The organism is Paraburkholderia sp. GW821-FHT02A12 (genome assembly GCF_059422005.1).
In genome coordinates this window covers 624,545-648,575 of sequence record NZ_JBWKWA010000001.1, presented here as the reverse complement: position 1 = coordinate 648,575, position 24,031 = coordinate 624,545, and the positions used below count along the sequence as shown (strand labels likewise).

At 62.5% G+C, this 24,031-nt stretch carries 23 protein-coding genes; 12 read left to right on the top strand and 11 right to left on the bottom strand.

Annotated elements, in window-relative coordinates; translation table 11 throughout:
• Positions 1 to 39 precede the first annotated feature (39 nt).
• From AC07WT_RS03035 to AC07WT_RS03025, 3 genes are all read right to left on the bottom strand, one after another.
• Positions 40 to 1,230, bottom strand: coding sequence for a carboxylate--amine ligase (locus AC07WT_RS03035; protein ID WP_494948369.1), 1,191 nt, complete (start codon positions 1,228 to 1,230; stop codon positions 40 to 42).
• Between the two features lie 427 nt (positions 1,231 to 1,657).
• Positions 1,658 to 3,172, bottom strand: coding sequence for an IS1182 family transposase (locus AC07WT_RS03030; protein WP_494948368.1), 1,515 nt, complete (start codon positions 3,170 to 3,172; stop codon positions 1,658 to 1,660).
• A 92-nt stretch (positions 3,173 to 3,264) separates the two neighbouring features.
• Positions 3,265 to 4,596 (bottom strand): IS4 family transposase, encoded by a 1,332-nt coding sequence (locus AC07WT_RS03025; RefSeq protein WP_494945989.1) that lies wholly within the window; start codon positions 4,594 to 4,596, stop codon positions 3,265 to 3,267.
• Positions 4,597 to 4,833: 237 nt separating this feature from the next.
• Here AC07WT_RS03025 and AC07WT_RS03020 point away from each other — a divergent pair, with 237 nt between their 5' ends.
• From AC07WT_RS03020 to AC07WT_RS03010, 3 genes are all read left to right on the top strand, one after another.
• The gene (locus tag AC07WT_RS03020) at positions 4,834 to 5,184 is read left to right on the top strand and encodes a hypothetical protein (protein ID WP_494945988.1); all 351 of its coding nucleotides are present in this window, start codon (positions 4,834 to 4,836) and stop codon (positions 5,182 to 5,184) included.
• Between the two features lie 150 nt (positions 5,185 to 5,334).
• Positions 5,335 to 5,502 (top strand): hypothetical protein, encoded by a 168-nt coding sequence (locus tag AC07WT_RS03015; protein WP_494948367.1) that lies wholly within the window; start codon positions 5,335 to 5,337, stop codon positions 5,500 to 5,502.
• 322 nt (positions 5,503 to 5,824) lie between these two features.
• Positions 5,825 to 7,093 carry an IS256 family transposase gene (locus AC07WT_RS03010; RefSeq protein ID WP_494945987.1) on the top strand — a complete coding sequence of 423 codons (1,269 nt, stop codon included), beginning with the start codon at positions 5,825 to 5,827 and terminating at the stop codon, positions 7,091 to 7,093.
• 117 nt (positions 7,094 to 7,210) lie between these two features.
• Here AC07WT_RS03010 and AC07WT_RS03005 read toward each other — a convergent pair whose 3' ends face one another.
• Positions 7,211 to 8,434 (bottom strand): pyridoxal-phosphate-dependent aminotransferase family protein, encoded by a 1,224-nt coding sequence (locus AC07WT_RS03005; RefSeq protein ID WP_494945986.1) that lies wholly within the window; start codon positions 8,432 to 8,434, stop codon positions 7,211 to 7,213.
• A gap of 13 nt (positions 8,435 to 8,447) precedes the next feature.
• Here AC07WT_RS03005 and AC07WT_RS03000 point away from each other — a divergent pair, with 13 nt between their 5' ends.
• Positions 8,448 to 9,638, top strand: coding sequence for a 2-hydroxyacid dehydrogenase (locus AC07WT_RS03000; protein ID WP_494945985.1), 1,191 nt, complete (start codon positions 8,448 to 8,450; stop codon positions 9,636 to 9,638).
• Positions 9,639 to 9,655: 17 nt separating this feature from the next.
• Here the strand turns inward: AC07WT_RS03000 and AC07WT_RS02995 are convergent, their stop codons facing one another.
• A complete protein-coding gene (locus AC07WT_RS02995) occupies positions 9,656 to 10,267 on the bottom strand; it encodes a plasmid fertility inhibition factor family protein (protein ID WP_494945984.1) in 612 nt (203 codons plus the stop codon).
• 62 nt (positions 10,268 to 10,329) lie between these two features.
• On the opposite strand from AC07WT_RS02995, the gene AC07WT_RS02990 reads away from it, so the two are divergent.
• The 3 genes from AC07WT_RS02990 to AC07WT_RS02980 all read left to right on the top strand — a co-directional run bounded on the left by AC07WT_RS02990 (position 10,330) and on the right by AC07WT_RS02980 (position 14,563).
• Positions 10,330 to 11,154, top strand: a complete 825-nt coding sequence (locus AC07WT_RS02990; RefSeq protein WP_492596289.1) for a crotonase/enoyl-CoA hydratase family protein — start codon at positions 10,330 to 10,332, stop codon at positions 11,152 to 11,154.
• A 222-nt stretch (positions 11,155 to 11,376) separates the two neighbouring features.
• Positions 11,377 to 12,543 (top strand): MFS transporter, encoded by a 1,167-nt coding sequence (locus tag AC07WT_RS02985; RefSeq protein ID WP_494945983.1) that lies wholly within the window; start codon positions 11,377 to 11,379, stop codon positions 12,541 to 12,543.
• A 280-nt stretch (positions 12,544 to 12,823) separates the two neighbouring features.
• Positions 12,824 to 14,563 carry a PQQ-binding-like beta-propeller repeat protein gene (locus AC07WT_RS02980; RefSeq protein WP_494945982.1) on the top strand — a complete coding sequence of 580 codons (1,740 nt, stop codon included), beginning with the start codon at positions 12,824 to 12,826 and terminating at the stop codon, positions 14,561 to 14,563.
• A 9-nt stretch (positions 14,564 to 14,572) separates the two neighbouring features.
• On the opposite strand, the gene fahA is transcribed toward AC07WT_RS02980, so the two are convergent.
• The 3 genes from fahA to AC07WT_RS02965 are packed head-to-tail and all read right to left on the bottom strand — an operon-like array spanning position 14,573 to position 17,466.
• A complete protein-coding gene (fahA, locus tag AC07WT_RS02975) occupies positions 14,573 to 15,871 on the bottom strand; it encodes a fumarylacetoacetase (RefSeq protein WP_494945981.1) in 1,299 nt (432 codons plus the stop codon).
• Positions 15,868 to 17,223, bottom strand: coding sequence for a homogentisate 1,2-dioxygenase (hmgA, locus tag AC07WT_RS02970; RefSeq protein ID WP_494945980.1), 1,356 nt, complete (start codon positions 17,221 to 17,223; stop codon positions 15,868 to 15,870). The genes fahA and hmgA overlap by 4 nt, the downstream gene beginning before the upstream one ends.
• Before the next feature lie 60 nt (positions 17,224 to 17,283).
• A complete protein-coding gene (locus AC07WT_RS02965) occupies positions 17,284 to 17,466 on the bottom strand; it encodes a hypothetical protein (protein WP_494945979.1) in 183 nt (60 codons plus the stop codon).
• Positions 17,467 to 17,706: 240 nt separating this feature from the next.
• Between AC07WT_RS02965 and AC07WT_RS02960 the strand changes: the two genes are divergently transcribed.
• A complete protein-coding gene (locus AC07WT_RS02960; RefSeq protein ID WP_492596283.1) occupies positions 17,707 to 18,540 on the top strand; it encodes an EAL domain-containing protein in 834 nt (277 codons plus the stop codon).
• A gap of 80 nt (positions 18,541 to 18,620) precedes the next feature.
• On the opposite strand, the gene AC07WT_RS02955 is transcribed toward AC07WT_RS02960, so the two are convergent.
• Positions 18,621 to 19,406, bottom strand: a complete 786-nt coding sequence (locus tag AC07WT_RS02955; protein ID WP_494945978.1) for an IclR family transcriptional regulator — start codon at positions 19,404 to 19,406, stop codon at positions 18,621 to 18,623.
• A 105-nt stretch (positions 19,407 to 19,511) separates the two neighbouring features.
• On the opposite strand from AC07WT_RS02955, the gene AC07WT_RS02950 reads away from it, so the two are divergent.
• Positions 19,512 to 20,702, top strand: a complete 1,191-nt coding sequence (locus AC07WT_RS02950; RefSeq protein WP_115103859.1) for an acyl-CoA dehydrogenase — start codon at positions 19,512 to 19,514, stop codon at positions 20,700 to 20,702.
• 153 nt (positions 20,703 to 20,855) lie between these two features.
• Here the strand turns inward: AC07WT_RS02950 and AC07WT_RS02945 are convergent, their stop codons facing one another.
• The gene (locus AC07WT_RS02945) at positions 20,856 to 21,494 is read right to left on the bottom strand and encodes a peroxiredoxin (RefSeq protein ID WP_494945977.1); all 639 of its coding nucleotides are present in this window, start codon (positions 21,492 to 21,494) and stop codon (positions 20,856 to 20,858) included.
• A gap of 372 nt (positions 21,495 to 21,866) precedes the next feature.
• Here AC07WT_RS02945 and AC07WT_RS02940 point away from each other — a divergent pair, with 372 nt between their 5' ends.
• The 3 genes from AC07WT_RS02940 to AC07WT_RS02930 all read left to right on the top strand — a co-directional run bounded on the left by AC07WT_RS02940 (position 21,867) and on the right by AC07WT_RS02930 (position 23,281).
• A complete protein-coding gene (locus tag AC07WT_RS02940) occupies positions 21,867 to 22,169 on the top strand; it encodes an ElaB/YgaM/YqjD family protein (protein WP_091796641.1) in 303 nt (100 codons plus the stop codon).
• A 136-nt stretch (positions 22,170 to 22,305) separates the two neighbouring features.
• Positions 22,306 to 22,692 (top strand): phage holin family protein, encoded by a 387-nt coding sequence (locus AC07WT_RS02935; protein WP_492596279.1) that lies wholly within the window; start codon positions 22,306 to 22,308, stop codon positions 22,690 to 22,692.
• Between the two features lie 106 nt (positions 22,693 to 22,798).
• Positions 22,799 to 23,281 (top strand): DUF3318 domain-containing protein, encoded by a 483-nt coding sequence (locus tag AC07WT_RS02930; protein ID WP_494945976.1) that lies wholly within the window; start codon positions 22,799 to 22,801, stop codon positions 23,279 to 23,281.
• Positions 23,282 to 23,597: 316 nt separating this feature from the next.
• Here the strand turns inward: AC07WT_RS02930 and AC07WT_RS02925 are convergent, their stop codons facing one another.
• On the bottom strand, positions 23,598 to 24,026 hold the full coding sequence (locus AC07WT_RS02925) for a type IV pilin protein (RefSeq protein WP_494945975.1): 429 nt from the start codon (positions 24,024 to 24,026) through the stop codon (positions 23,598 to 23,600).
• Between the last annotated feature and the right edge of the window lie 5 nt (positions 24,027 to 24,031).

The window sequence follows — 24,031 nt, the reverse complement described above, 5'->3', positions numbered from 1 at the left end:
GCGTCGCGAAACGCGACACGTTGTCAAAGCCAGCCCACGCTAAGCTTTCACTTGCAGCGATTTGGGTGCTTTGATCGCCTTCCACCTGCGCTTCATGCGTCGCAGTGGACTGAGCAGGCAATAAAACTGCAGTGCTGGAAAGGGATCGCTCCAGCGAAAATATCCGTCGACGATCTTCGTGCGCTCGCGCAGGAGATGAGGCGGCGCGCGGTCGGCAAACGTCGCGCGCCATGCGACCGGTACCCGGCACGATCGATCAGGTACGGGCGGCAGTCCGAGTTCATGCCGGTAAGCGGCAAGCGGAATATTGACCCCGCACAGCGTGGCGATTTCTTCCTGCCAGTCCGTACGGCCGACCGTCGGCTCGACCATCACGAACTGCCTGTAGTTGTCGTCCCACTTGTATTCGATGCTGCCCATGCCGTCGAAGCCGGCTCGCTCGGCGAACGACAATGTCAGCGGCTCGAGCACTTCGCGCGCTTCAGGTGCGGCAACGCATATGGCGGTATTACCGACACCGGGCGGGGAACTGAGAACCTTGCGCCCGGTAAAGATGCTGACCACACGCCCACCGCTGCCCCGATAGAAAAGCGTGAAATGGATGTTGCTGTCGGGCCCCTCGATCCACTCCTGCGCCACGATGCCGCCGGGCGAGGCCAGCATGGCGGTAGCCCGCGCCCGCGCAGCGCTGAGAGAGTCGACGCGCACTGCGCGCTCCTTCTCGCCCCTCAATACATTGCGTTTGTCGTCCGGCTTCAGCACGCACGGATAGCGTAACGCCGACAAATGTTCAATGTCGGACAGTTTCTCGAGAATCACGGACCGCGGAACCGGAAAGCCGTGTTTCAAGGCGAAGTCGTGAAATCTAGCCTTGCTGGACAACATCTTGACGGTGTCGTCCATCGGAAGGCGGAAACGAAACCAGTTGGAAAGCGCTTCGCGATTTTCCGACACCGCATGCACCGCGTCTTCGTCGGTCAAAATGAGAACCGGAGGCTGATCGAACCTTTTGCCGAGCTCGATCATGTCATCGGCAAAAGCTTTTCCGATAAAGCTTTTGATGAAGTGACCGCGGACGTAGCGGCACCACATTCCGGCACGAATAGTCTTTGTATCGACCGCTATGACCGGAACGCGCGCACAGGCGAGCGACCTCGCCACGCCGAGTCCGTTGAGTTCGGCGCCCACGACGACCCCTACCATTTGATCAGAACCGTATCCGCTCGCCATAGTATCGATTCCTTGATCGTCATACGTACGTAAACCTTCGAAACCATCGCAGGAAATCGCGCGGTCGATAATTGAATCCGAGCAGAAATCCAACTGCCGCCTCGTTAAGGGCGCGCTGGCGTACAAGCTTTGACGCGGCACGGAAACCCTGCTCGCGCGCGAGCCGGCGCATCGTGGCACGCGCCGTGTCTCAAACGATGAGTACTTCTCCGTACCGCGGCTTGAGGCTCCTGCTGCCCGCTAACTCTACGGGCGTAGCAACGTCCCGCTTTGTGCGCAGGCGCACAATCGCCGATAAAAAATCGGGAGGAGAATCGCGTCGCAGTCGACCGGAAGCGGCAACCCGCCGCACCAGTTAAAAGGCGCGATTTATCGCCCTCAGACTGCTGACCAACCCCACGTTTTTCGGAGCGTGGGGTTTTGTTTTTCAGGCGACGCGAATCGTGACGTGCGGTACGAGATTTCGGGCGATAAAGGCCAGAATCGAGCCGCCGAGGCTCTGCAGACGGATGCAGGAGCCGTGAGACGCACATAAACACGCCCGCAGGCGTGCCACCAGCAGGGCGATCTTCTTGATGTTCTGCGCGGCCGCGCCCGACAGGCACTGCTCGGCCACCTTGCGCAGCCCGCGCATCCTCGCGTAGCGATGTCCATGCAACTGCTTGGCATCCGCGAAGCTGCGCTCCACCGTCTCCTTGCGGCGTTTGTAGATCGCCTTGCCCCAGTCGGTCAGGCGACGTGCGTCCACCCGCTCCTTTGCGCGCTCCCACACGTGCCGGATGACCACCTTCACGTGGTTTGCGCTGCCCGTGCGCTGGCTGCGCACCGGGCAGGCGCCACAGCGCGCCGGATCGGACCTGAACTCCTGGTAGCCCGCGCGGTTCGTGGTGCTGTAGGGCAGCACCTGTCCCTGCGGGCAGGTGTATTCCTTGCGATACCGGTCGTACCCGTAGTTGCGTTTGTAGAAGAACCCCGGTTTGTGGTTTGGCTTGCGATAGCCCATCACGCCATCAATGCCCCGATCCTCCAGTCCCTGGCAGATCGCTGGCGCGAAGTAGCCCGCATCCAGCCCCACGGCCTGCACATGGAAACCAAAGCGCTCGCGCTGCCGGTCCATCCGCGCCAGATACGGCTGGCTGTCGTGCACCGAGGCCGGTGTCACGTGGGTGTCGGTGATGATCGAATAGCGCGCGTCGACCGTGCGGTGATCCAAGTAGAAGAACCCGGTGGGCTTGTCGTCCCGAACCATGTAGCCGCTGTCCGGATCGGTGCGGCTGACCTTCGTTTCCTTGTCCTTGCCCGCCTCCGGTGAACCCGGCCCCTCGTCGTTGTTGTCCTTGTCCCCGTCCGCCTTGCGTTCGTCCCGTTTGAGTGGCTTTTTACCGTGCGCGGCACGATCCGCGTCGACCGCGGCATCCAGTGCGGCCAGATACGCCGACGGCTTCTGCTCAACCTGCACCAGATCGAACTTCTTCTTGTTGGCGTTGGCCTTCAGGTGCGTACTGTCGGCGTAGAGCACCCGTCCCTCGACCATGCCGCGCCCCATCGCCTGCTCAACGATTGCATCGAAGATCTGCTGGTAGACCGTCGTGTCCGTGAAACGCCGGCGCCGGTTCTGCGAGAACGTCGAGGCATCCGGCACCCGGTCGGTCAGCCGGAACCGCGCGAACCACTGGTACGCGACATTGACCTGCACCTCGCGCATGAGCTGGCGCTCGCTGCGCACCCCGAACAGGTAGCCAATGAACAGCAGCCTGAACATCACCACCGGATCGAGCGCGGGACGCCCGTTGTCCGCGCAGTACAGGTGCGCCACCTTCTCGCGGATGAATTCGAAATCCACCGCCGCGTCGATCTTGCGCAGCAGGTGGTCCTTTGGCACGAGTTCCTCGAGCGTCACCATCTCGAGTTCGTGCTGCATGGCCGTCGGTTTCCTGAGCATGACGCTCATTAAACGACAAAGCCTGGCGCGTGGCCAGGCTTTGGGGGTACTTTGTCAGCAGTCTGAAGCCGCTCCAAAGAGCGTAATGCCGTTCAGTTAAGGTCCCTCTTAAGATGTCGAACGGTATAGCGTTGAGGGCGTGATTTGACGACCCGGTCGCATGTGCGGTCGGGTCGTTTTTCGTTGGGTAGAGCCTTGAGGCGTTCACGTAGACGCTGAAGGCAGGCGGGCAGTTTTGCGTATGCCGGTGTCACGGCGGCCCACATCATTTCGTGCTGGATGGTGTGCAAGGCGCGCACGAAGCTGATGTCGGTCGGCGCAAGTTTCGCTTCCCATGCAGCACTCGCCATTTCACGGCGAATCAGGTTGTAGGCGATCAACGCGCCCCAGATCTCCTGACGGACACCGTCGACGGTGCGACTGCGCAAGGTCAACTCCATGCCCAGCATCGACTGCTTGAGCTCCCGGTAGCTGGTTTCGATCTGCCAGCGGCGCTCGTAGCAGGCGACGATATCGGCGGGTTTAAAGCGTCGGCGATCGCTCAATGAGGTCAGCAATATGCGTTCGCGCCCGCGCGCATCGATGGCACGGATTGCGCGTGCAATCCAGAATTCGGGCAACGCAGGACACTTCTTGCGCGCCTGCGGTGAAACGCGCATGCGCACCGTTGCATCGTCAGCTGTGCCAGCGATCACGTCCCAGCAGGTATTGCTCTTGGCGGGAATCAGGAAGTGGCGGTTACGTCCGTTCATCGTCAGGCCGCACAGGATTTCAGCGGCCATAAAGCCACTGTCGAACACCGTGAGTGAATCGTCCGGTATCTGCGGCAGCAGGCCTTTGGCGCACACCATTTCGTTGGTGTCGTAGCGGCCGAAGTTGATGCCGGCAACCAGGTGGGTCGGAATCGCTGTCAGCGTTACTGCGCGCGCCTGCGGATAGCTGGCGATCTTGCCGCTGGGATAGACCTGGGCGCCGAAGTGCTCGCGGTTGGCCGGGCTGTCGGCGGTGCGCAGTGTGGTGCCGTCCATCGCCCACAGGCTCAAGCCCTTGAATGCATGATGGTCTGCGTCCTGTGTCGTCCAGGCGCGTGCGGTCTGTTCAAACAGCCACGCCAGCGGCGCCTCACCGATACGCTGGCGCGCCTGCGCCACCGCACTCTTGCTCACGAACGGCGCATGTTCGTTGGGCAACGCCAGATCGAGACTGTCGAGCACCTCGCTGATCGACCAGTGCCGGTACATCGCCAGCGCGATCACCAGCCAGACGACCTGTTCAGCCGGCAAGCGCCGACGCCGGATGCTTGCGGTGCCCGTCGCGTGAACCGCGCGTTCAATCCACTCGTACGGCAGATGCTCAGCCAGCCGGCTCAGGTCGGCAACCGGCTGTTGTACTTCGAGCAGATAGGTGAGGTGGCTGGAGAGCATCGCGCCGAAAAGTTAACACCTCGACGCCTCGTTTACAACCTCTTCCAGCCCCAAAAACAAAAATGCCGTTCAGTTCTTAACTGAACGGCATTACTCCAAAGAGCGGCTTTTTTCTTTGCAGCGGGCTATGCGGCCCTTCGCATTGGACCCCGCTCTTCCCCCGCTCAGGGCTGAAGTTTCCCCGCAAATCGGTGAATTGTTCGCATATCAGCGTAGAAGTTGCTGGGCGTGCTGGGCATGAAGACCAGGGCGCGTGCACCGGATGAGTTCGGCAAGGGTCGGCAACGCTGCATTCGCGACAAGGAAAGCGCAAAGTGGCTTGAGGGCCTCGAGCATCTGAGCACACTCAAGGCGCATTGCCCCGATACGCACATCGTCGGCGTGTGCGATCGTGAAGGCGATATCTATGATGTGTTCGTGGCTGAACGAGGCGCCGGCATCGATTGGCTGGTTCGCGCGGCGTGGAACCGCAGCGTGGCCATCCCGAGAAGTATCTTTGGGACACCGTCGCGGCAACGCCGATGCTGGGTCGGACCGAGTTGCAGATACCCGCCTCGGGCAGGGCGCCTGCGCGCAGCGCGCGGCTGACGCTGCGATGCGCGCCGGTGCGGCTTCGCCCGCCGCGCCACCGTCACCACAAAGGGTTGCCAGAAGTCGAAGTATTCGCCATCCACGCGCTGGAAACCGACGCCGCCGAAGGGATCGAGCCGCTCGAATGGATGTTGCTCAGTTCGGTGCCTGCGCGTACGTACGCGCGAAGAAGTACTCGAACGCCTTGCGTTATACGCGCGGCGCTGGACCATCGAATCGTGGCATCGCGTACTCAAGAGTGGCTGCCGCATCGAGGCAAGGCAATTCGGTAACCTCGATCGGTTCGTGCGCGCCACCGCTCTCTGTTTGCGGTAATCAGCTGGCGCATCTTCTTTGCGACCCTACGGCTCGACTGGACGGCGAACTGCCGTGCGACGTGCTGTTGCAACCTATCGTATGGCGCGCGCTGTATTGCCGCATCCACAGTACCGACAAGCCCCCCACCCGGATTCTGTCGTTAGCCGAAGTCGTGCTCCGGATTGCAAGGCTCGGCGGTTACCTCGCCAGAAAACACGATCGACCGCCTGGGCCCAGGGGAGGAACCCAATAACCCTCCGAACAAAGCAAGCGGGCGCCCAAGAGCCTGTCAGAATTTTAGTGTGCCGAGGTCATGAGACGATAACGGAAACAACGTCCTATGACCGAAGCAACTGTGACTAAGAAGATCAAGAACCCGAAGGCGCTGAAGCTGTTCCCCGATGAACTGATCGATCAACTGCTGGCGCAGATTCAGAACAAGGATGCGGAGTCGGTTCTCGGCGAATCGGGCCTGGCCGGGCAACTGAAGAAGCAACTGGCTGAGCGCATGCTGGCGGCGGAGCTAACGCATCACCTGGAGAACGAGGCGGAGCAAGGCAAGGCCGGCAACCACCGCAACGGCACGAGCCGCAAGACGGTCATCACGCCCAACGGCGAACTGAATCTGGACATTCCGCGTGACCGGCAGGCGACATTCGAGCCGCAACTGGTGGGCAAATATCAGCGCCGGCTGCCGGGTTTCGACGATCACGTCATCAGCATGTACGCGCGCGGCATGAGCGTGCGCGAGATCCAGGGCCATTTGCTGGAACTGTATGGCCTGCAGGTGTCGCCCGATCTGATTTCGACTGTCACCGATGAGGTGCTGGCCGAGGTCGAACAGTGGCAGCAACGCCCGCTTGAGGCAATGTATCCGATCGTGTATTTCGACGCACTTCGGCTGAAGATCCGCGACGAAGGCACGGTCAGGAACAAGGCGGTGTATCTGGCGCTGGGCATTCGCGCCGACGGCCGCAAGGAAGTGCTGGGTTTGTGGATCGAGCAAACCGAGGGAGCCAAGTTCTGGCTGAAGGTCTTCAACGAACTGAAGAACCGTGGCTTGCACGACATCCTGATCGCCGTCGTCGATGGCTTGCGCGGTTTCCCCGAGGCGATCGAAGCGGTGTATCCAGCCGCGCAGATCCAGACGTGCATCGTGCACCTGATCCGCAATTCGCTGAATCTGGCGAGCTGGAAGGACCGTAGGCCGCTGGCAACCGCGCTCAAGCCGATCTATCAGGCTGCCACGGCCGAAGCGGCGGCAGTCGCCCTGCAAGCCTTCTCTCAAGGCGAGTGGGGGCGCAAATTCCCCACCGTGGCCGCGATGTGGCAGCGCCAATGGGAGCAAGTCATCCCGTTCTTCGCCTATCCGCCGGAAGTACGCAAGATCATATACACGACCAATGCGATCGAGAGCATGCATATGCAGCTGCGAAAGATCGTCAAGAACCGCGGTCACTTCCCCAGCGACGAAGCCGCCAGCAAACTGCTGTACCTGGCCTTGCGCAACATCGAAAAGGATTGGAAGATGCCACCTATTACCTGGCGGCAAGCAGTCAATCAGTTCGCCATTCTGTTCGGCGAGCGGTTCACCGCCGCCATCAGCTGAGATTTTTAACCGACCTCAGCACACAAAATTCCTGACACCTCCGCGCCCAAAGAAACCAGAACAAGCAACGACCAGCCCCTGGAAACCATAACAAACCACCGCGCAGGCAAACAACCTTTACTTCCCTTCCGACAACCCGCGCTCAAGCGCTGCCACACCCGCCGGCAAATCAACCTTAACGCCAAGATCCACCATCGTCCTTCCCAGCGCATGCACCGTGCGGAACAGATTATGTTCGCGGCACTGCTCCCCCATCTGCCCGATCCGGACAATAGGCAATCCAAACGAACCCGAAATTTCCACCTGATGCTGCCGCGAAATATGCGAGCAAACATCCGCGGAACTCAACCCAACGGGCACCTCGATCCCGACCACCGAATTCAACCGGCAAGCCGCAGGCGTATACAACTGCAAGCCCAAAGCCGTCACGCCTTCCTGCAAGGCCAAAGAGCACTTCAAATGCCGCGCGAAACGCTTTTCCAAAGTCTCGGCGCACACGAGACGCAAAGCCTCGTGTAATGCCAGCACGCCCGACACCGGCGCAGTGTAGTGATACCCCGCGTTATGCCAAAAGTTCTCAGCGAGCGATGCGTCGAGACACCAATGCGCATTCGGCGCCGTGCGGCCCTTCACCCGCTCCCAGGCCGCATCGGAAAACGCAATCAGCGACACACCCGGAATCGATGACAACCCCTTCTGTCCGCCGGTAATCACCGCATCGATCCCCCATGCGTCCATCTCGAGCGGCATCGTGCTCAACGTGCACACCGCGTCGACGATCACGAGCGCGCCCGCGGCCTTCGCCAACGCCACAATGTCCTTCAAGTGGTAATTCCACACCGTATTGGACGTCTCGCCCTGCACCACCGTCACGATCTCCGGACGCTCGCGGCGGATCGCCTCGGCAATCTGGTCGAGGCTCGCAACCGAGCGGTCGGCGACCTCCAACGTCGTCACCTGCGCGCCTACCCGCCGTCCCATCTCCGCCATGCGCTCGCTGAAAAAGCCGTTCTTGATGCTCAGCACCCGCGTGCCTTCCCACGCGAGATTGGAGATCGCCATTTCCATCGCGGCCGAACCCGGACCCGCTACGCCCAGCACCCATTTCGAATTCGTCTGGAACACGTAGCGCGCCATCGTCTTCACCTGGCCGATCACCTTCACCATCGTGCCGCCCAGGTGATTGATCACGACCGTGTTGGCCTTGGCGACGGCGGCGGGAATCGGCACCGGGCCGGCGCCCATCATCAGCAACGGCTCTTCGGGAAGAATGGCGTCGAGCGATTCGACAACCGGACAGGGCACTGCGGGGAACGCGGAATTGGATGATGAGGTCGGCATGATCGATACGTGAATGTCCGAGCGCAAAGGAACAAGCGGCCTCGCCAACGATGACATTGGCGAGGCCGTCGATTCGATCATTCACCGATCCGAGCGATTGCGCAAGTTTTTTGACTATGCCTCAGCGCCCGGAAACGTCGATCAATGTACAGATCAATGCGTCATTTCACCTTGCTCTTGTCGAGTTTCTTGCCGGTGGCCACAGCGACAGCAGACCCAGTACCAGCAACTTCAGAACGCCGGCGACACGTTCACCGAGGCAAACGGCAGGCATCGCTATGAACTGCACTTCCAGGAATCGCACCTCGATGGCGAAACCGCGATCCTCGCGCAGGGTTATGAAGTGGTCTGCCCGTTCGTCAACGACAACGTCGACGCCGCCGTGCTCGAGCGACTCCATGCCGGCGGCACGCGCCTGATCGCGCTGCGCCCTGCAGGCTTCAATCATGTGGATCTGGCCGCGGCCGAGCGTCTCGGCATCACAGTCGCGCGGGTGCCGGCCTACTCGCCGCACGCCGTCGCCCAGCATGCGGCCGGCCTGATTCTCGCGCTGAACCGGCGGCTGCCGCGCGCGGTCGCGCGCACGCGCGAAGGCGACTTCTCCCTGCATGGACTGCTCGGCGTCGATCTGCACGGCAAGACCGTGGGCGTGATCGGCACCGGCATGATCGGCCGCGTGTTCGGCCGCATCATGGCGGGCTTCGGCATGCAAGTGCTCGCGCACGACCCCGGCACGCCCGCCGAAGACCTGCTCGCGCTCGGCGCTCGCTACGTGCCGCTCGATACCCTGCTGGCGGAAGCCGATGTCGTCAGCCTGCACTGTCCTCTGGTGCCCGGCGCGTACCATCTGATCGACGGCCGCGCGCTGGCCAAGATGAAACGGGGCGCGATGCTGATCAATACCGGGCGCGGCGGCCTCGTCGAAAGCAATGCGCTGATCGGCGCGCTGAAGGACGGGCAGCTCGGCCATCTCGGACTCGACGTGTACGAGGAAGAAGGCCGCCTGTTTTTCGAAGACCACTCGAACCTGCCGCTGCAGGACGACGTGCTGGCCCGTCTGCTGATGTTTCCGAACGTGATCGTCACCGCGCATCAGGCGTTCTTCACGCGCGAGGCGATGAGCGAGATCGCGCAGACCACGCTCGATAACGTCGCGGCATGGCAGGCGGGTACGCCGCGCAATGTTGTGCAGGCGCGCGGTTAGGCGGGCGGCGCCCCCGGCTAGGCGCCCCCTTCCACCGTAATCGAGCGAATCGCCGTGCGGGCATCGTCCGCGGCGCCGCACACCGCGCGCAGCAACGCCGCCTCACGTTCGTGCACTTCCACCGGAAACCAGCGCGCGCCGGCATCGGCCAGATAGCGCGCGCGATGCTGGCCATTGCGAAACGCCACCACGCCCTCGCGCTCCAGACCCAACCAGCCCAACAAACCCGGCGCGCGACGCGTCGTGACCGTCACGTACGGCATCGCCGGAATGCGTGGGTTGTCAGGATCGAGAAACTCGCGGATGCCGCGCATCTTGCCCGAATGCCATTCGGCGACCGGCCTCAACACGTAACCGGTGTCGTCGCGATCCGCGCACGCCAGCAGCTTGCGCGCGTCGACCAATACCACTTGATGCCGCGTGCCGTCGGTGACGAAGACGCGCTTCAGACGCACATGGTCGTACCATGGATGGTCATGCAGAGGCACGATCCAGACCGGCTCGGCACCGGCCGGCGCGGCAGCGGACGATGGGTTGGACAATGGCAAAGGCAGGCTCGATAAGCCAGCGCGCAAGCGCCAGCGGGTTAAAAGAGCGCCTACGCTACGAGTCGATTGTGTAAGAAGCATGACAAGCCAGTGGTTTAATCACCCGGCATCGGCGGGCGTCCGCAGGTCTTACGGAGACAACGATGATATCCACCCAAAATTTCACTGACCACGTGCGCATCGAGGCCAATGAGACTACCGGCGTCGCCACTATCGTGCTCGATCGTCCGGCCCGGCGTAATGCCGTGGACCGCCCTACCGCCGATGCGCTCAGCGCCGCCTTCCGCCGCTTCGAAGCAGAACCGGCGTGGCGTGCGGCGGTGCTGTTCGGCGCGGGCGGCACCTTCTGCGCCGGCGCGGACCTCACCGCGCTCGCCGACGACGCGCGCCGCAACGAACTGCATGCCGACGGCAGCGGCCCCGGCCCGATGGGACCGACACGCATGGCCTTCAGCAAACCGGTGATCGCGGCGATCGCCGGATACGCCGTCGCGGGCGGTCTGGAACTGGCCGCGCTGTGCGACCTGCGGGTGGTCGAAGAAGACGCGGTGCTCGGCGTGTTCTGCCGCCGTGTCGGCATTCCGCTGATCGACGGCGGCACGATCCGGCTACCGCGCCTGATCGGGCTCTCGCGCGCATTGGACCTGATTCTGACCGGCCGCGCCGTGCATGCCGAGGAAGCGCTCGGCTTCGGTCTGGCCAACCGCATCGTGCGCACGGGCGAGGCGCGCGCAGCGGCCGAACAGTTGGCCGCCGAGCTGGCAGCGTTTCCGCAAGCGGCGTTGCTGGCCGACCGCCGCTCCGCGTTCGAGCACAGCATGCTCGACGATCTCGCCGACGCGCTGCGGCGCGAAGGCGCCGGCGGCTATCAGGCGGTGTTCGACGAAGGCGTCGCGGGCGCCGCCCGTTTCGCCGACGGCGCCGGCCGCCACGGCGAAACGCTCGGCCCCGGCGGCAGCGGCCGCTAGGGCCGGCCAAACACCGGCCAAACACCGGACCATCGCCGTTTAAGCCCGCCCCGCCGCGTCTTTCAGCGAAAAACAACAGTCCGCTTGACGCTCAGCAAAGCCGTTTTGACTTAGGTAGAATCCCTTACTGTTTACCCCTTGCACGGCGCATGCGCTTTTCGCCCCGAAAACGCGCGCCTGCCGCGTGGCGCTCCCCGCCACGCCGATTCTCGCTCCATCATCATGCCTTTACCCCTGCTCGCCCTTGCCGTTGCCGCTTTTGGAATCGGTACCACTGAATTCGTGATCATGGGCTTGCTGCCCGATGTCGCGCGCGACCTGGCCGTGTCGATTCCCGCTGCCGGCATGCTGGTGTCGGCCTACGCGCTCGGCGTCACGATCGGCGCGCCGATCGTCGCGATCGCGGTGGCGAACATGCCGCGCAAGAAGGCGCTGATGTGCCTGATCGGCGTGTTCATCGTCGGCAATCTGCTGTGCGCGGTCGCCCCGGGTTACGCGGTACTGATGGCCGCGCGCATCGTCACGGCGTTCTGCCACGGCGCGTTCTTCGGCATCGGTTCGGTGGTCGCGGCCGGTCTGGTCGCGCCGAACCGCCGCGCGCAAGCCATTGCGCTGATGTTCACCGGCCTCACGCTCGCCAACGTGCTCGGCGTGCCGCTCGGCACCGCGCTCGGCCAGGCGGTCGGCTGGCGCGCGACCTTCTGGGCGGTCACCGGCATCGGCGTGCTCGCCGCGGGCGCGCTCGCCGTGTGCCTGCCGTCGAAAATCGACATGCAGAAGGCCAGCCTCGTGCGCGAGTTCAGCGTGCTGAAGAATCCGCAAGTGCTGATGGTGCTCGGCATCAGCGTGCTCGCATCGGCCAGCCTCTTTTCGACCTTCACGTACATCACGCCGATTCTCGAAGACGTGACCGGCTTCACCCCGCATGCGGTCACGCTGGTGCTGCTGCTGTTCGGCCTCGGCCTGACGGTCGGCAGCACGCTCGGCGGCAAGCTGGCCGACTGGCGGCTGCTGCCGTCGCTGGTGGCGTTTTTGCTGGCGATCGTCGTGATCCTGACTGTCTTCGCCGGCACGATGCACGCGGAGATTCCGGCGATGATCACGATCTTCGTGTGGGGCGTTCTGGCCTTCGCGATTGTGCCGCCGCTGCAAATGCTGATCGTCGACCGCGCGAACCATGCGCCGAATCTGGCATCGACCTTGAATCAGGGCGCCTTCAACCTCGGCAATGCGACGGGCGCCTGGCTCGGCGGCATGGCGATCGGCGCGGGCGCGCAGCTGACTACCTTGCCGTGGGTCGGCGTCGCGACCTCGACCGGCGCGCTGATGCTGACGCTGTGGTCGGTGTCGATCGACCGGCGTACGCAACGGATGGCCGTGCCGGGTTGAGCACTGACGCGGCCGGCGGATCGCCCCGGCCGCCCCTGGAAAATACCGCCGAACGCGGCCACCGTCCGCGTTCGCCCAATCCTCGCAAAGCCCCACACCAGGCCCCGCAAAGATGTGAATGACCGGCGGGCGCCGCTGCGCGCGATCGGATGACGCTCCGGCACTGATTTTTGGCGCTTCCGATTGCACGTTTGGTGCTAATTTTGGTGCCACTTTGCACGGCGCTTCGCCAGGACAGCCGACGTCTCATGGCACAGTGGCCGGCATCGGGGAGAACGCCATGCCAACTCTGCCCATCCCGCGTCGTTTTTTCCTGCTGAGCGTGCTGATTGTTTGCGCGTCGATCTTCATGAGTTGCGGGGGCGGCGGTGGCGGCGGGACTTCAGGTGCGGCCAGCGCCGGTGGCAGCGGCACCGGCAGCGCAACCGGTGGAACGGGAAGCACGGGCACGACGGGCGGCACGGGCACTTCGGGTACAGGCATGTCGTCAGGCGGCACAGTGACGTCCGCGGCCGGCGATGTCGCGACCTACCACAACGACATCGCGCGCACCGGCCAGAACCTCAACGAAACGATCCTCACCCCCGCGAACGTCAACGCGACTACGTTCGGCAAAGTCGGCTTCTTTACGGTGGACGGCAAGGTGGATGGCGAGCCGCTGTTCGTCGGATCGCTGGCGATTGCCGGCGGCACGCATAACGTGCTGTACGTCGTGACCGAGCACGACAGCGTATTTGCATTCGACGCCGATACCGGCGCGCAACTGTGGAAAGTATCGGCGCTCCGCGTCGGCGAAACGCCGAGCGACGATCTCGGTTGCCCCCGGATCACCCCGGAGATCGGCATCACGTCGACGCCGGTAATCGACCGCTCACGCGGGGCGCACGGCACGATCTATGTTGTCGCGATGACGAAAGACGCGGCCGGCGCCTACCACCAGCGCGTGCACGCGCTCGACCTCGCGAGCGGCGCCGAACTGCTGAACGGCCCGACCGAAGTCACTGCGTCGTATCCGGGCAGCGGCGCCAACAATTCGAACGGCAGCGTCATATTCGCGCCGTCGTCTTACGCGGATCGCGCGGCGTTGCTGTTGCTCAACGGCGTCATTTACACGACGTGGACCTCGCATTGCGACGCGGGCGCTTACACCGGCTGGATCATCGGCTACAGCGCCGATACCTTGCAGCAGACTTCCGTGCTCGACGTCACGCCGAATGGTTCTGACGGCGCGATCTGGATGAGCGGCGCCGGCCCCGCGTCGGACGGATCGTCGATTTATCTGCTCGACGCGAACGGCACGTTCGATACGACGCTCAACGCCAGCGGCTTTCCCGCTCAAGGCGACTATGGCAATACGTATCTGAAACTCGGCACGGTTGGCGGGCTGTCGGTCGCGGATTACTTCGCGATGTCGAGCGTCGTTCAGGAGTCGAACGCCGACGAGGATCTCGGCTCGGGTGGCGCGCTCGTGCTGCCCGATCTCGCGGATGCGGGCGGCGCGGTTCACCATCTCACGCTGGGCACGGGTAAGGACGACATTATTTACGTCCTGAATCGCGACTCGATGGGCAAATTCAATCCGGCCGGCGACAACATCTACCAGGAAATTCCATCGCAGTTGAGCGGCGGCGAATTCGGCATGCCGGCCTATTTCAACAACACGGTTTATTTTGGCTCCGTCAGCGATCATTTGAAGGCGTTCACGATCACCAATGCGCGGTTATCGGCGACGCCTTCCAGTCAGACCGCGATGACTTTTGTTTATCCTGGGACGACGCCCAGCATTTCGGCCAATGGTTCTGCCAACGGGATTGTGTGGGCGGCTGAGAATGGCAACGTTGCGGCGTTGCATGCGTTTGATCCCGGCAATCTTGCCACCGAGTTGTATAACAGCAATCAGATGGGTACGCGCGACCAGTTCGGCGTGGGGAACAAGTTCATCACGCCGATGATTGCCAATGGGAAGGTTTATGTCGGTACGACGAACGGGGTTGCCGTGTTTGGATTGCTGGCGAAGTGAGCCACGGCGCTACCGGAGCGCCGGCAAAATCTCCCCGACGCACGTGCCAAACCCGACTCGATAGCCATCCCCCTGGCACCACCCGGCGAGGGTCAGCTCATCACCATCTTCGATAAACGCACGTGTGCCGCCATCCTCCAAGGCCAACGGTTTCTTCGCATTCCAGGTCAGCTCCAGCAGACTGCCGAATGAATCTTCGGCCGGACCGCTAATCGTCCCCGAACCCATCAGATCGCCGACGCGCGTATTGCATCCCGACACGGTGTGATGCGCGAGTTGCTGCGCCATCGTCCAGTACATGTGCCTGAAGTTGGTCCGCGCGATCGTGCTCGCCTGCTTCGCGTGTTGTGGCCGCAGCTTCACTTCCAGCGAGATGTCGAAAGCATGCTCGCCGTCGTGACGCAGGTACGCCAAAGGCTGCGGTTCCTGCACCGGCTGCGCGACGCGGAACGGCTCGAGCGCGTCGAGCGTGACGATCCACGGCGAGATGGTGGTCGCGAAAGTCTTCGCGTTGAACGGTCCGAGCGGCACGTATTCCCACTGCTGGATATCGCGCGCGCTCCAGTCGTTCAGCAGCACCATGCCGAAGATATGCGCTTCGGCATCGGCGCATGCGATCGGCTCGCCCAAGGCGTTACCCCGACCGATCACGAAACCCGTCTCCAGTTCGATATCCAGCTTGCGGCACGCGCCGAATACCGGGCGCTCCTGATCAGGCAGCTTCAGTTGACCGTTGGGACGGCGCACCGGCGTGCCGCTCACCACCACCGACGAAGCGCGCCCGTTATAGCCGATCGGCATCTCCGACCAGTTCGGCAGCAGCGCATTCTTCGGATCCCGGAACATCGAGCCGACGTTGGTCGCGTGCTCCTTCGACGAATAAAAATCGGTGTAGCCGGGAATCTGCACCGGCAGATGGAGTTGCGCGTCGGCCTGGCGCACCAGCACCTTCGAACGCAAGGCAGCATCGTCGCGCAAGCTCGCCGTGTCGCGCGCCAGCAGGCTGCTCAACTGAATGCGCACGCTGCGCCATGCATCGCGGCCGAGCGAGATGAAATCGTTGAGCGTGTCGCGGGCAAAAACGCCATCCTTCGAGACCTTCAGCACACCAGCCGCCTCGAGCGCCGCCAGATCGACGATCTCGTCACCGATCGCCACGCCCACGCGGCGCGCGGCATTGTTCCTGTCGCTGAAAATACCGAACGGCAGATTCTGAATCGAAAAATCGTTCGTCGATTCGTTGGCCGATTCGATCCAGCTCTTGCGCGACGGATCGAGCGTCGCCTGAAGATCGCTCAATGCGTTCATCGTTGCTCCGGATTGAAATGTTTCTTGAGACCTTGCCAGCACTCGTAGTAATGCGCCTGCAATTGCGCGGTTTCGAGTGCGAAACGGGTCGGCTTGATCAGCATGCGGGTTTCGAACATGAAGGCCATCGTGTCGCGGACTTTGTTCGGCGTCGACGTATCGCTATGCGAAGCCTTTCCGAAGGTGTCCGCGTCCGGGCCGTGACCCGACATGCAGTTGTGCAGACTCGCGCCGCCCGGCACAAACCCCTCGGCCTTCGCGTCGTACACGCCGTGCACGAGGCCCATGAATTCGCTCGCGACGTTGCGATGGAACCAGGGCGGGCGGAAGGTATCCTCGGCAGCGAGCCAGCGCGGCGGAAAGATCACGAAGTCGATCGTATCGACGCCCGGCGTATCGCTTTGCGCTTGCAGCACGAGGAAGATCGACGGATCCGGATGGTCGAAGCTGATCGAGCCGATCGTGTTGAAGCGGCGCAGATCGTATTTGTACGGCGCGTAATTGCCGTGCCACGCCACCACGTCGAGCGGCGAATGGCCGATGTCCGCGCGCCACAGATTGCCGTTCATCTTCGCGACGAGTTCGAAGGCGCCTTCGCGGTCTTCGTAGGCGGCATGCGGCGTGAGGAAGTCGCGCGGATTGGCGAGGCCGTTCGAGCCGATCGGGCCGAGATCCGGCAGGCGCAGCAGCGCACCGAAGTTCTCGCAGAGGTAGCCGCGCGCCGCGCCATCCGGCAAGCTCACCGCAAAGCGCACGCCGCGCGGGATCACTGCGATCTCGAACGGCTCGACATCGAGCCGGCCGAACTCGGTCGCGATATGCAGCCGCCCCTCCTGCGGCACGATCAGCAACTCGCCGTCCGCGTTATAGAAGAAGCGGTCCTTCATCGACCGGTTCGCCGCATACAGATGGATCGCGCAACCGTTCATCGCTTCCGCTGAACCGTTGCCCGCCATCGTCACCCAGCCGTCGATGAAATCGGTCGGCTCGGCGGGCATCGGCAACGCGTCCCAGCGCAACTGGTTCGGCGGCGTCGGCGGCACTTCGGCAAAGTTGGCGACGAGCCGGTCCGACGGCAGCGGTGTGAACGGTTTATGCACCGCGGCCGGACGAATCCGGTACAGCCATGAACGGCGGTTATGGCCGCGCGGCGCGGTGAACGCGGTGCCCGACAATTGTTCGGCATACAGACCATAGGCCGCGCGCTGCGGCGAGTTACGGCCCTCGGGCAGCGCGCCCGGCAGTGCTTCGGTTGCGAATTCGTTCGCAAAACCCGACTGATAGCCCGGCTCGATTTCGAGCCGCGAACTGGCGGTATTCGGCGTGCGTGATGGGGTTGTTGCGGTATTCATGCAAGGTTCTCCGTTGATACTTGAGCTGTCGACATGAGCTGCCGACGCGAGCTGTCTACGTCAGGCGGTCTGCGGCGCCGCTGGGCCGCGGCCGGCGCGGAACAGCCCGGCGAGCGGCGCGCCGTCGTTACGCTTCTCACGTACGACGACACGTGTGTTCGCATCGATCGGCGGCGTCGGATCGAAGTTCGCGAGCCAGCGCAGCGCGCGCTGCGCCCCTTTAGCACCAGCATACGCACTCACCCATCGCAGTCGCGCTTGAATTTACGTATAGTAAAACCAATTACGGATAGTGAAATTAACGTATACCCTGAATGATCTGTCCGGAAGCCGGAACGGCCCATGGCACAAGCGTTCGGCCGATAACGTTATGAGCATTTTGTTCATGTGCGCGCGGTGCGGACTGCTACCATCAGGAAATGCGGCAATCGAGTCGCGCTGCCGAGCGCCGAGTGCGCATCTACTGCCATCCATTCGTCCTTCATGATTCCGCCGACCATCCCCGACCTCATTGCCCGCGCCGCCGGTCACCCGTTTCTCGGCGAACATCTGGCGATGGGAACAGGCGTGCATAGCGAATACGCCATGGCCGAATTCGACGGCATCCGACTCGGCAGCGCCTATGAGCCGATCTTCGATATCAGCGTGCATTCGTTGGCGCAGTCGCTTTCGTCGGGTCCCGAGGGCGTGGACCGTTTCGGCGATGAACTGGGTTTTCAGGCGGTGACGCAGCGTCTCGATGGCGAGCCGTTCGACGTCTTCGACCCATTCGATCAGATTGCCGACGATCAGGAGCTGGTCGCGCTCGACCGCATGTCACGCGCGCTGCACGCAATCAATTTCTTCGGCACGCAGCGGCATGGACTGCTGTTTCTGCGCGTGCATGAGCGCTTGCTGAAGAGCGTGAAGTACGACCACGGACGGCATTTTTCGAGCGTGCTGGTGTCGTTCGGACTGAATCCGTCACGCGTGGTGATTGAGTTGCCGGCGGCAGCGGTCGCGCACAAGACCTTCCTCGGCTATCTGACCAGGAGCTATCAGCGCTACGGTTTCAAGGTGGCGGGCAATCTGTCGAATGCCGGGCAGATTCTGTCGGTGTCCGATACAGCGCGGCTCGACTTCATCAAGATGGATGCGGCAGTCGCGTTGCGCGAATCGATGGTCAAACCGCTCGTGGGTTACGCGAGCCGGCTACGGATTCCGCTGATCTTCAATCGCGTCATGGACGGCCCGCAGTTCGACGCGCTTCAGCAATACGACGTGCGCTTCGTGCAAGGGCCGTTGTTCAACGCGCATTATCACGATCGGGCGGCTTGAGGCGCTCGAGCATTTTTATGTTGCCGCTGCGTTTTTGGCTTGAGTATTAGTTCTGGCCGATTAGCGCCTCACCCGCCACGTCAACCCGTATCGCCCAGGCGTCGCGCCAGGGCTTTCAGGCGCGGCGCGACGCTTTCCCGAAACACCTCCTCTCCCATCGACGACGCCGGTCCGCTGCAACTGAGCACCAGCCAGCGCCCTTCGCGCGGCTCGCGAAACGGCACCGCCACTGCGTTCACATCGTCATGCCAGGCGCGAAACGAATAGCAGCAGCGTTCCTGCGCGAAGGCTTCGATTTCGACTTCCGCGTCGGCCACTAAAGCCGGGCCGTCTTTGCCCGCGGCCTTTTTCAGTTCGGCCAGCAAGGCCACGCGCACGTCGGACGGCTGCACCGCGAGATAAGCGCGTCCCATCGAACTCGTCAGCATCGACAGTTTTGAGCCGGAGGCGAGCCCGAGCGTCAGCGCGGTTTCACTGCGGATGGTATTGAGGTAAATCATGTCGAGGCCGTCGCGGCAACCGAGCGACACCGCCGCCCCCACTTCGCGTGCAAACGTGCGCATATGGGGGCGCGCGAGTTCGAGCGTGTCGGTACCCGACAGCAGCGCAAAACCGAGCGACAGCACGCCGGCATCAAGCGCATATTTGCCGACTGATTCGTCGAGCCGCAAATAGCCGAGCACGGTGAGCGTGTAGGCGAGACGGTTGACGGTCGCCTTCGGCAAGCCGGTTCGCTCGACGAAATCGCGATTGCCGAGCATCGTTTCGCCCGGCCTGAACGCGCGCAGCAGATCCAGCCCGCGTGCCAGGGCGACGACGAATTTGCGCTCGTCGAGCGGTTCGGAGAGAGTGGATGTGGGCGTCATGTGGTGATACACTCGATCGTAGTTTGCAGAACATTGTTTCGCATAGCGGAACTTAAGTCAAGTTCGTCAAGGCAAACTCAAGTCACAGAAATCAGGAGATACGTCATGGCCGAGGCCGCGCAGTTTCACTGGGAAGACCCGTTGCTGCTGGATCAGCAGCTCACTGAAGACGAACGGATGGTGCGCGACGCCGCCGCCGCATACTCGCAAGACAAACTTGCCCCGCGTGTGCTCGAAGCGTTCCGTCATGAGAAGACCGACATCGAGATCTTCCGCGAGATGGGCGAACTCGGCCTGCTCGGCCCGACCATTCCGGAGCAATACGGCGGCCCCGGTCTGAACTATGTGGCGTACGGCCTGATCGCGCGCGAGGTGGAGCGCGTCGATTCCGGGTACCGGTCGATGATGTCGGTGCAATCGTCGCTGGTGATGGTGCCGATCTACGAATTCGGCTCGGATGCGCAAAAGCAGAAGTACCTGCCGAAGCTCGCCACCGGCGAGTGGATCGGCTGCTTCGGCCTGACTGAACCGGACCACGGCTCCGATCCGGGCAGCATGGTCACGCGGGCGAAGAAGGTCGACGGCGGCTACTCGCTGTCGGGCTCGAAAATGTGGATCACCAATTCGCCGATCGCCGACGTCTTCGTCGTGTGGGCGAAGCTCGAAGAAAACGGCAAGGACTCGATTCGCGGCTTCATTCTCGAGAAGGGTTGGAAAGGGCTGTCGGCGCCGACCATTCATAGCAAGGTGGGCCTGCGCGCTTCGATCACCGGTGAGATCGTGCTCGACGAAGTGTTCGTGCCGGAAGAAAACCGCTTCCCGGAAGTCAGCGGCTTGCGCGGTCCGTTCACGTGCCTGAATTCGGCGCGCTACGGCATCGCCTGGGGTGCGCTTGGCGCGGCTGAATCGTGCTGGCACACGGCGCGTCAGTACGTACTGGATCGCAAACAGTTCGGCCGGCCGCTCGCCGCGAACCAGCTGATCCAGAAAAAACTCGCCGACATGCAAACCGAAATCACGCTCGGTCTGCAAGGCGTGCTGCGCCTCGGCCGGATGAAGGACGAAGGCACCGCGGCTGTCGAAATCACCTCGATCATGAAGCGTAACTCATGCGGCAAGGCGCTCGACATTGCGCGTCTCGCACGCGACATGCTCGGCGGCAACGGCATCTCGGACGAGTTCGGCATCGCGCGGCATCTGGTGAACCTGGAAGTGGTGAACACGTACGAAGGCACGCACGATATTCACGCGCTGATTCTCGGGCGCGCGCAAACTGGGATTCAGGCGTTTTTCTGATGATGCGTCGCTAGTTGGCGTCGCGCGATAAAGAAGGCCGGTTCTTTCGAACCGGCCTTCTTCGTTGTAGCGCCGCGGCTTTGTGTCGCGGCTTTATGCCGCGGCTTCCTGCGTGGCTTATTTCGTTGCTTGCTTCGCGGTTTGCTTCGCGGCTTATTTGTCAGGCTGCGGCGTCAGACGCAGATACGGACGCAGCGCCTTATAGCCCTTCGGAAATTTCTGCTTGATCACTTCCTCGTCCTTCAACGACGGCACGATCACCACGTCATCGCCCTGCTTCCAGTTGCCGGGCGTGGCAACCGAATAGTTGTCGGTGAGTTGCAGCGAGTCGACCACCCGCAGCACTTCGTCGAAGTTGCGGCCGGTGCTGGCCGGGTACGTGATGATCAGCCGCACCTTCTTCTTCGGATCGATCACGAACAGCGAGCGCACCGTGAGCGTTTCGTTGGCGTTCGGATGGATCATGTCGTAGAGCTCGGCGACCTTGCGATCGCCGTCGGCGAGAATCGGGAATCCGACGCTCGCGGCCTGCGTCTCGTTGATGTCCTTGATCCATTCCTTGTGCGACTCGGCGCTGTCGACCGACAACGCGATCGTCTTCACATTGCGCTTTTCGAACTCGCCGGCCAGCTTGGCCGCCAACCCCAGTTCGGTCGTGCAGACCGGCGTGAAGTCCGCCGGGTGCGAAAACAGCACGCCCCAACTATCGCCCAGCCATTCGTGGAATCTGATGCGGCCGATACTCGACTCCTGTTCGAAATCCGGTGCGATGTCGCCAAGACGTAGACTCATGTTGCAGCTCCTTGATGTATTCGGACATTTCGCGCGAGCGTTCGCCCGCAGCGCCCCGCTAAGGCGCGCCCCGCTAGGCGCGCCCCGCAAAAAATACAGCATACGGGGGCGGCCGTACACGACGAACCAAGATTGCGTCACTACTTTATGCGTTTTTGTAATTTTCACTGCTTTGGTGGAAACTTTGCGGGACAGATCAACTCCATCTCAGGCAAACTTTGCTGCACGGTGTACTCGATCGTGGAATTTTCTGGCTTTACCTCAACCGGGAACGGTTCGTGCGTCTGTTTTGACGAATCGGGCACTGTGCTCGCCAGCGGCCGTTTCTTTGGTTACGATTCACGCGTGGCGTGACACGAAGGGGAGCTGTCAATGTCGGAAGTCAACAAGGAGAGATTGATGTCGGATATCAAAACCGTCCTCGCGGACGCTGAAGATCTGCTGAAACAGGCCGCGAGCGCCACCGGCGAACGTGCTTCGGAACTGCGCGAAACGGCGCTTACGCGTTTGAAGCAGGCGCGGGAGAAGGCGGCTGACGTGCAGGTCGTAGTGGTCGAAAAAGGCAAAAAGGCCGCCCGCGCCACCGACGACTATGTGCACGAACATCCGTGGGCATCCATCGGCATCGCAGCGGGCGCCGGCGTGCTGCTGGGACTGCTGATCAACCGCAAGTAAAACCGGTCCCGTTGCCGGGCGAACGACGTCCGGCACACCAGCAAATGGAGTTGACCGGCGCATGCCCGGCCGGTCCGCTTTTCCTGGCGCGCTCGCTCCCGCGCCGGTTAGGCTTTCACACGCAACGCCCACTGCCATGACGATCGATACACAATCGCAGCGCGGAGAACACAGTCCGTTGCGCCGCATCATCGGTTCTGTGTTTGCCATTCTGCAAACGCGGCTTGAACTGGTCGGCATCGAACTCGCCGAAGAAAAAGACCGTCTGCTCAGCGTGCTGTTCCTCTGCCTGGCCGCCATGATGCTCGCTACGATGGCCTTGGTCGCCTTGACGGCGCTGATTGCTATCGCGTTCTGGGACACGTACCGATGGCAGGCGCTCGCCGGCATCACGGCGGTTTATGCGATTGCCGGACTGGCCTGTGCGCTGAAGGCGCGCAGCGGTTTGCGCAATGCGCCGATGGTCTTCGAAGCCACTATTGCCGAGTTCGAGAAAGACCGGGATATCTTCCGCAAACAGTGACACGGCTACGCGTAAGCGGTGATTGAAGCGCCCTGCGCCTTCCGCATCTGCCGCCAGCGTTTAGCAGCGCCGTCTTACTGCCTTCCATTACTGCCGCCCACCCGCCATGAGCCAAAGCCATTCCGATACCGCTTTCCGCAACAAGCGCCACCAGGCGAGAGATTTGAGCGCGCCGCATCTGCGCGCGTTGCGCAAGGAACTGCTGATGGTGCGCGCGGACGTGGAGCGGGTGGAACTCGCTCAGGCAACCGTCGAACTGCGGCAAGCCGTGACGCACTTCAGCTGGCTCAAATTCATCGTGCCGGGCTTCGGCGGCATGCGCGTGGGCAGCGGATCGAAAGCAGGCATCCTGAACGCAGCAAACATCGGCGTGCTACTCAAACAGTACCCGCTCATCAGTTCGATCGCCTCGATCTTGCTGGCCAAGCCGCTACGCGCGGCCGTCCTGGCCAGCGCGAAACCTGTGATCAAGTGGGGCGGCCTTGCGCTTGCCGGCTGGGAAGCGTACCGGATCTGGCAGCAGATAAAGAACGATTCCAATGCGTCCGCTGGTGGTGGCAAAGCAGGACCTGCCGATGGCGGCCCCTGAACCGCGCGGCTACGAAGTTCTCGGGATAGCTGATCGATCGATCTGTGTGTGTGGCTTGCCTTCGAGCCGAGCTTGCCTTCGAGTCGGGCTTGCCTTCGAGTCGGGCTTGCCTTCGAGTCCGGCTTGCCTTCGAGTCCGGCTTGCCTTCGAGTCCGGCTTGCCTTCGAGTCTGGCTTGCCTTCGAGTCTGGCTTGCCTTCGAGTCTGGCTTGCCTTCGAGTCTGGCTTGCCTTCGAGTCTGGCTTGCCTTCGAGCCGGCGGCGCTGAAGAACGCCGGCTCGTTTCGCTGCCCAGCGAGCACCCTTCAGCTCGCTCCTCTAACTCGTATTCCAGCATTCGGCGCTGGCCAGCACCGCGCCGCTTGCGCCACTATTGCTTCGCAGACCCGTTGCATCGAGCGTGAAGATGCCGCAGGCGTCGTCCCGCATCGGGCCGGGCTCGGTGGGCGCAGCTTCCACTGTGTACCCGCCGTTTGCGTCGTCAGCCGGCAGCACCCGCAGCCGATAGATCGGCGTGCCGAATTGCGGCGCCTGATTCAGGCCGGGCGGCAATGTCGCAGCGCTCCCGCCTACCGTTCCTTCGACGAACTGGGCTGCCCGATAAAGTGCGGCTGCTGCATCAATTCTGTGCGTCCGCGCAACGTGGCTCCGGTACGACGGCACCGCAAACACGACCAGCGTCGCGGCTATCGCCAATGCGATCATGAGTTCGAGTAGCGTGAATGCGAATGCGTACGGCTTCGTCATGAACC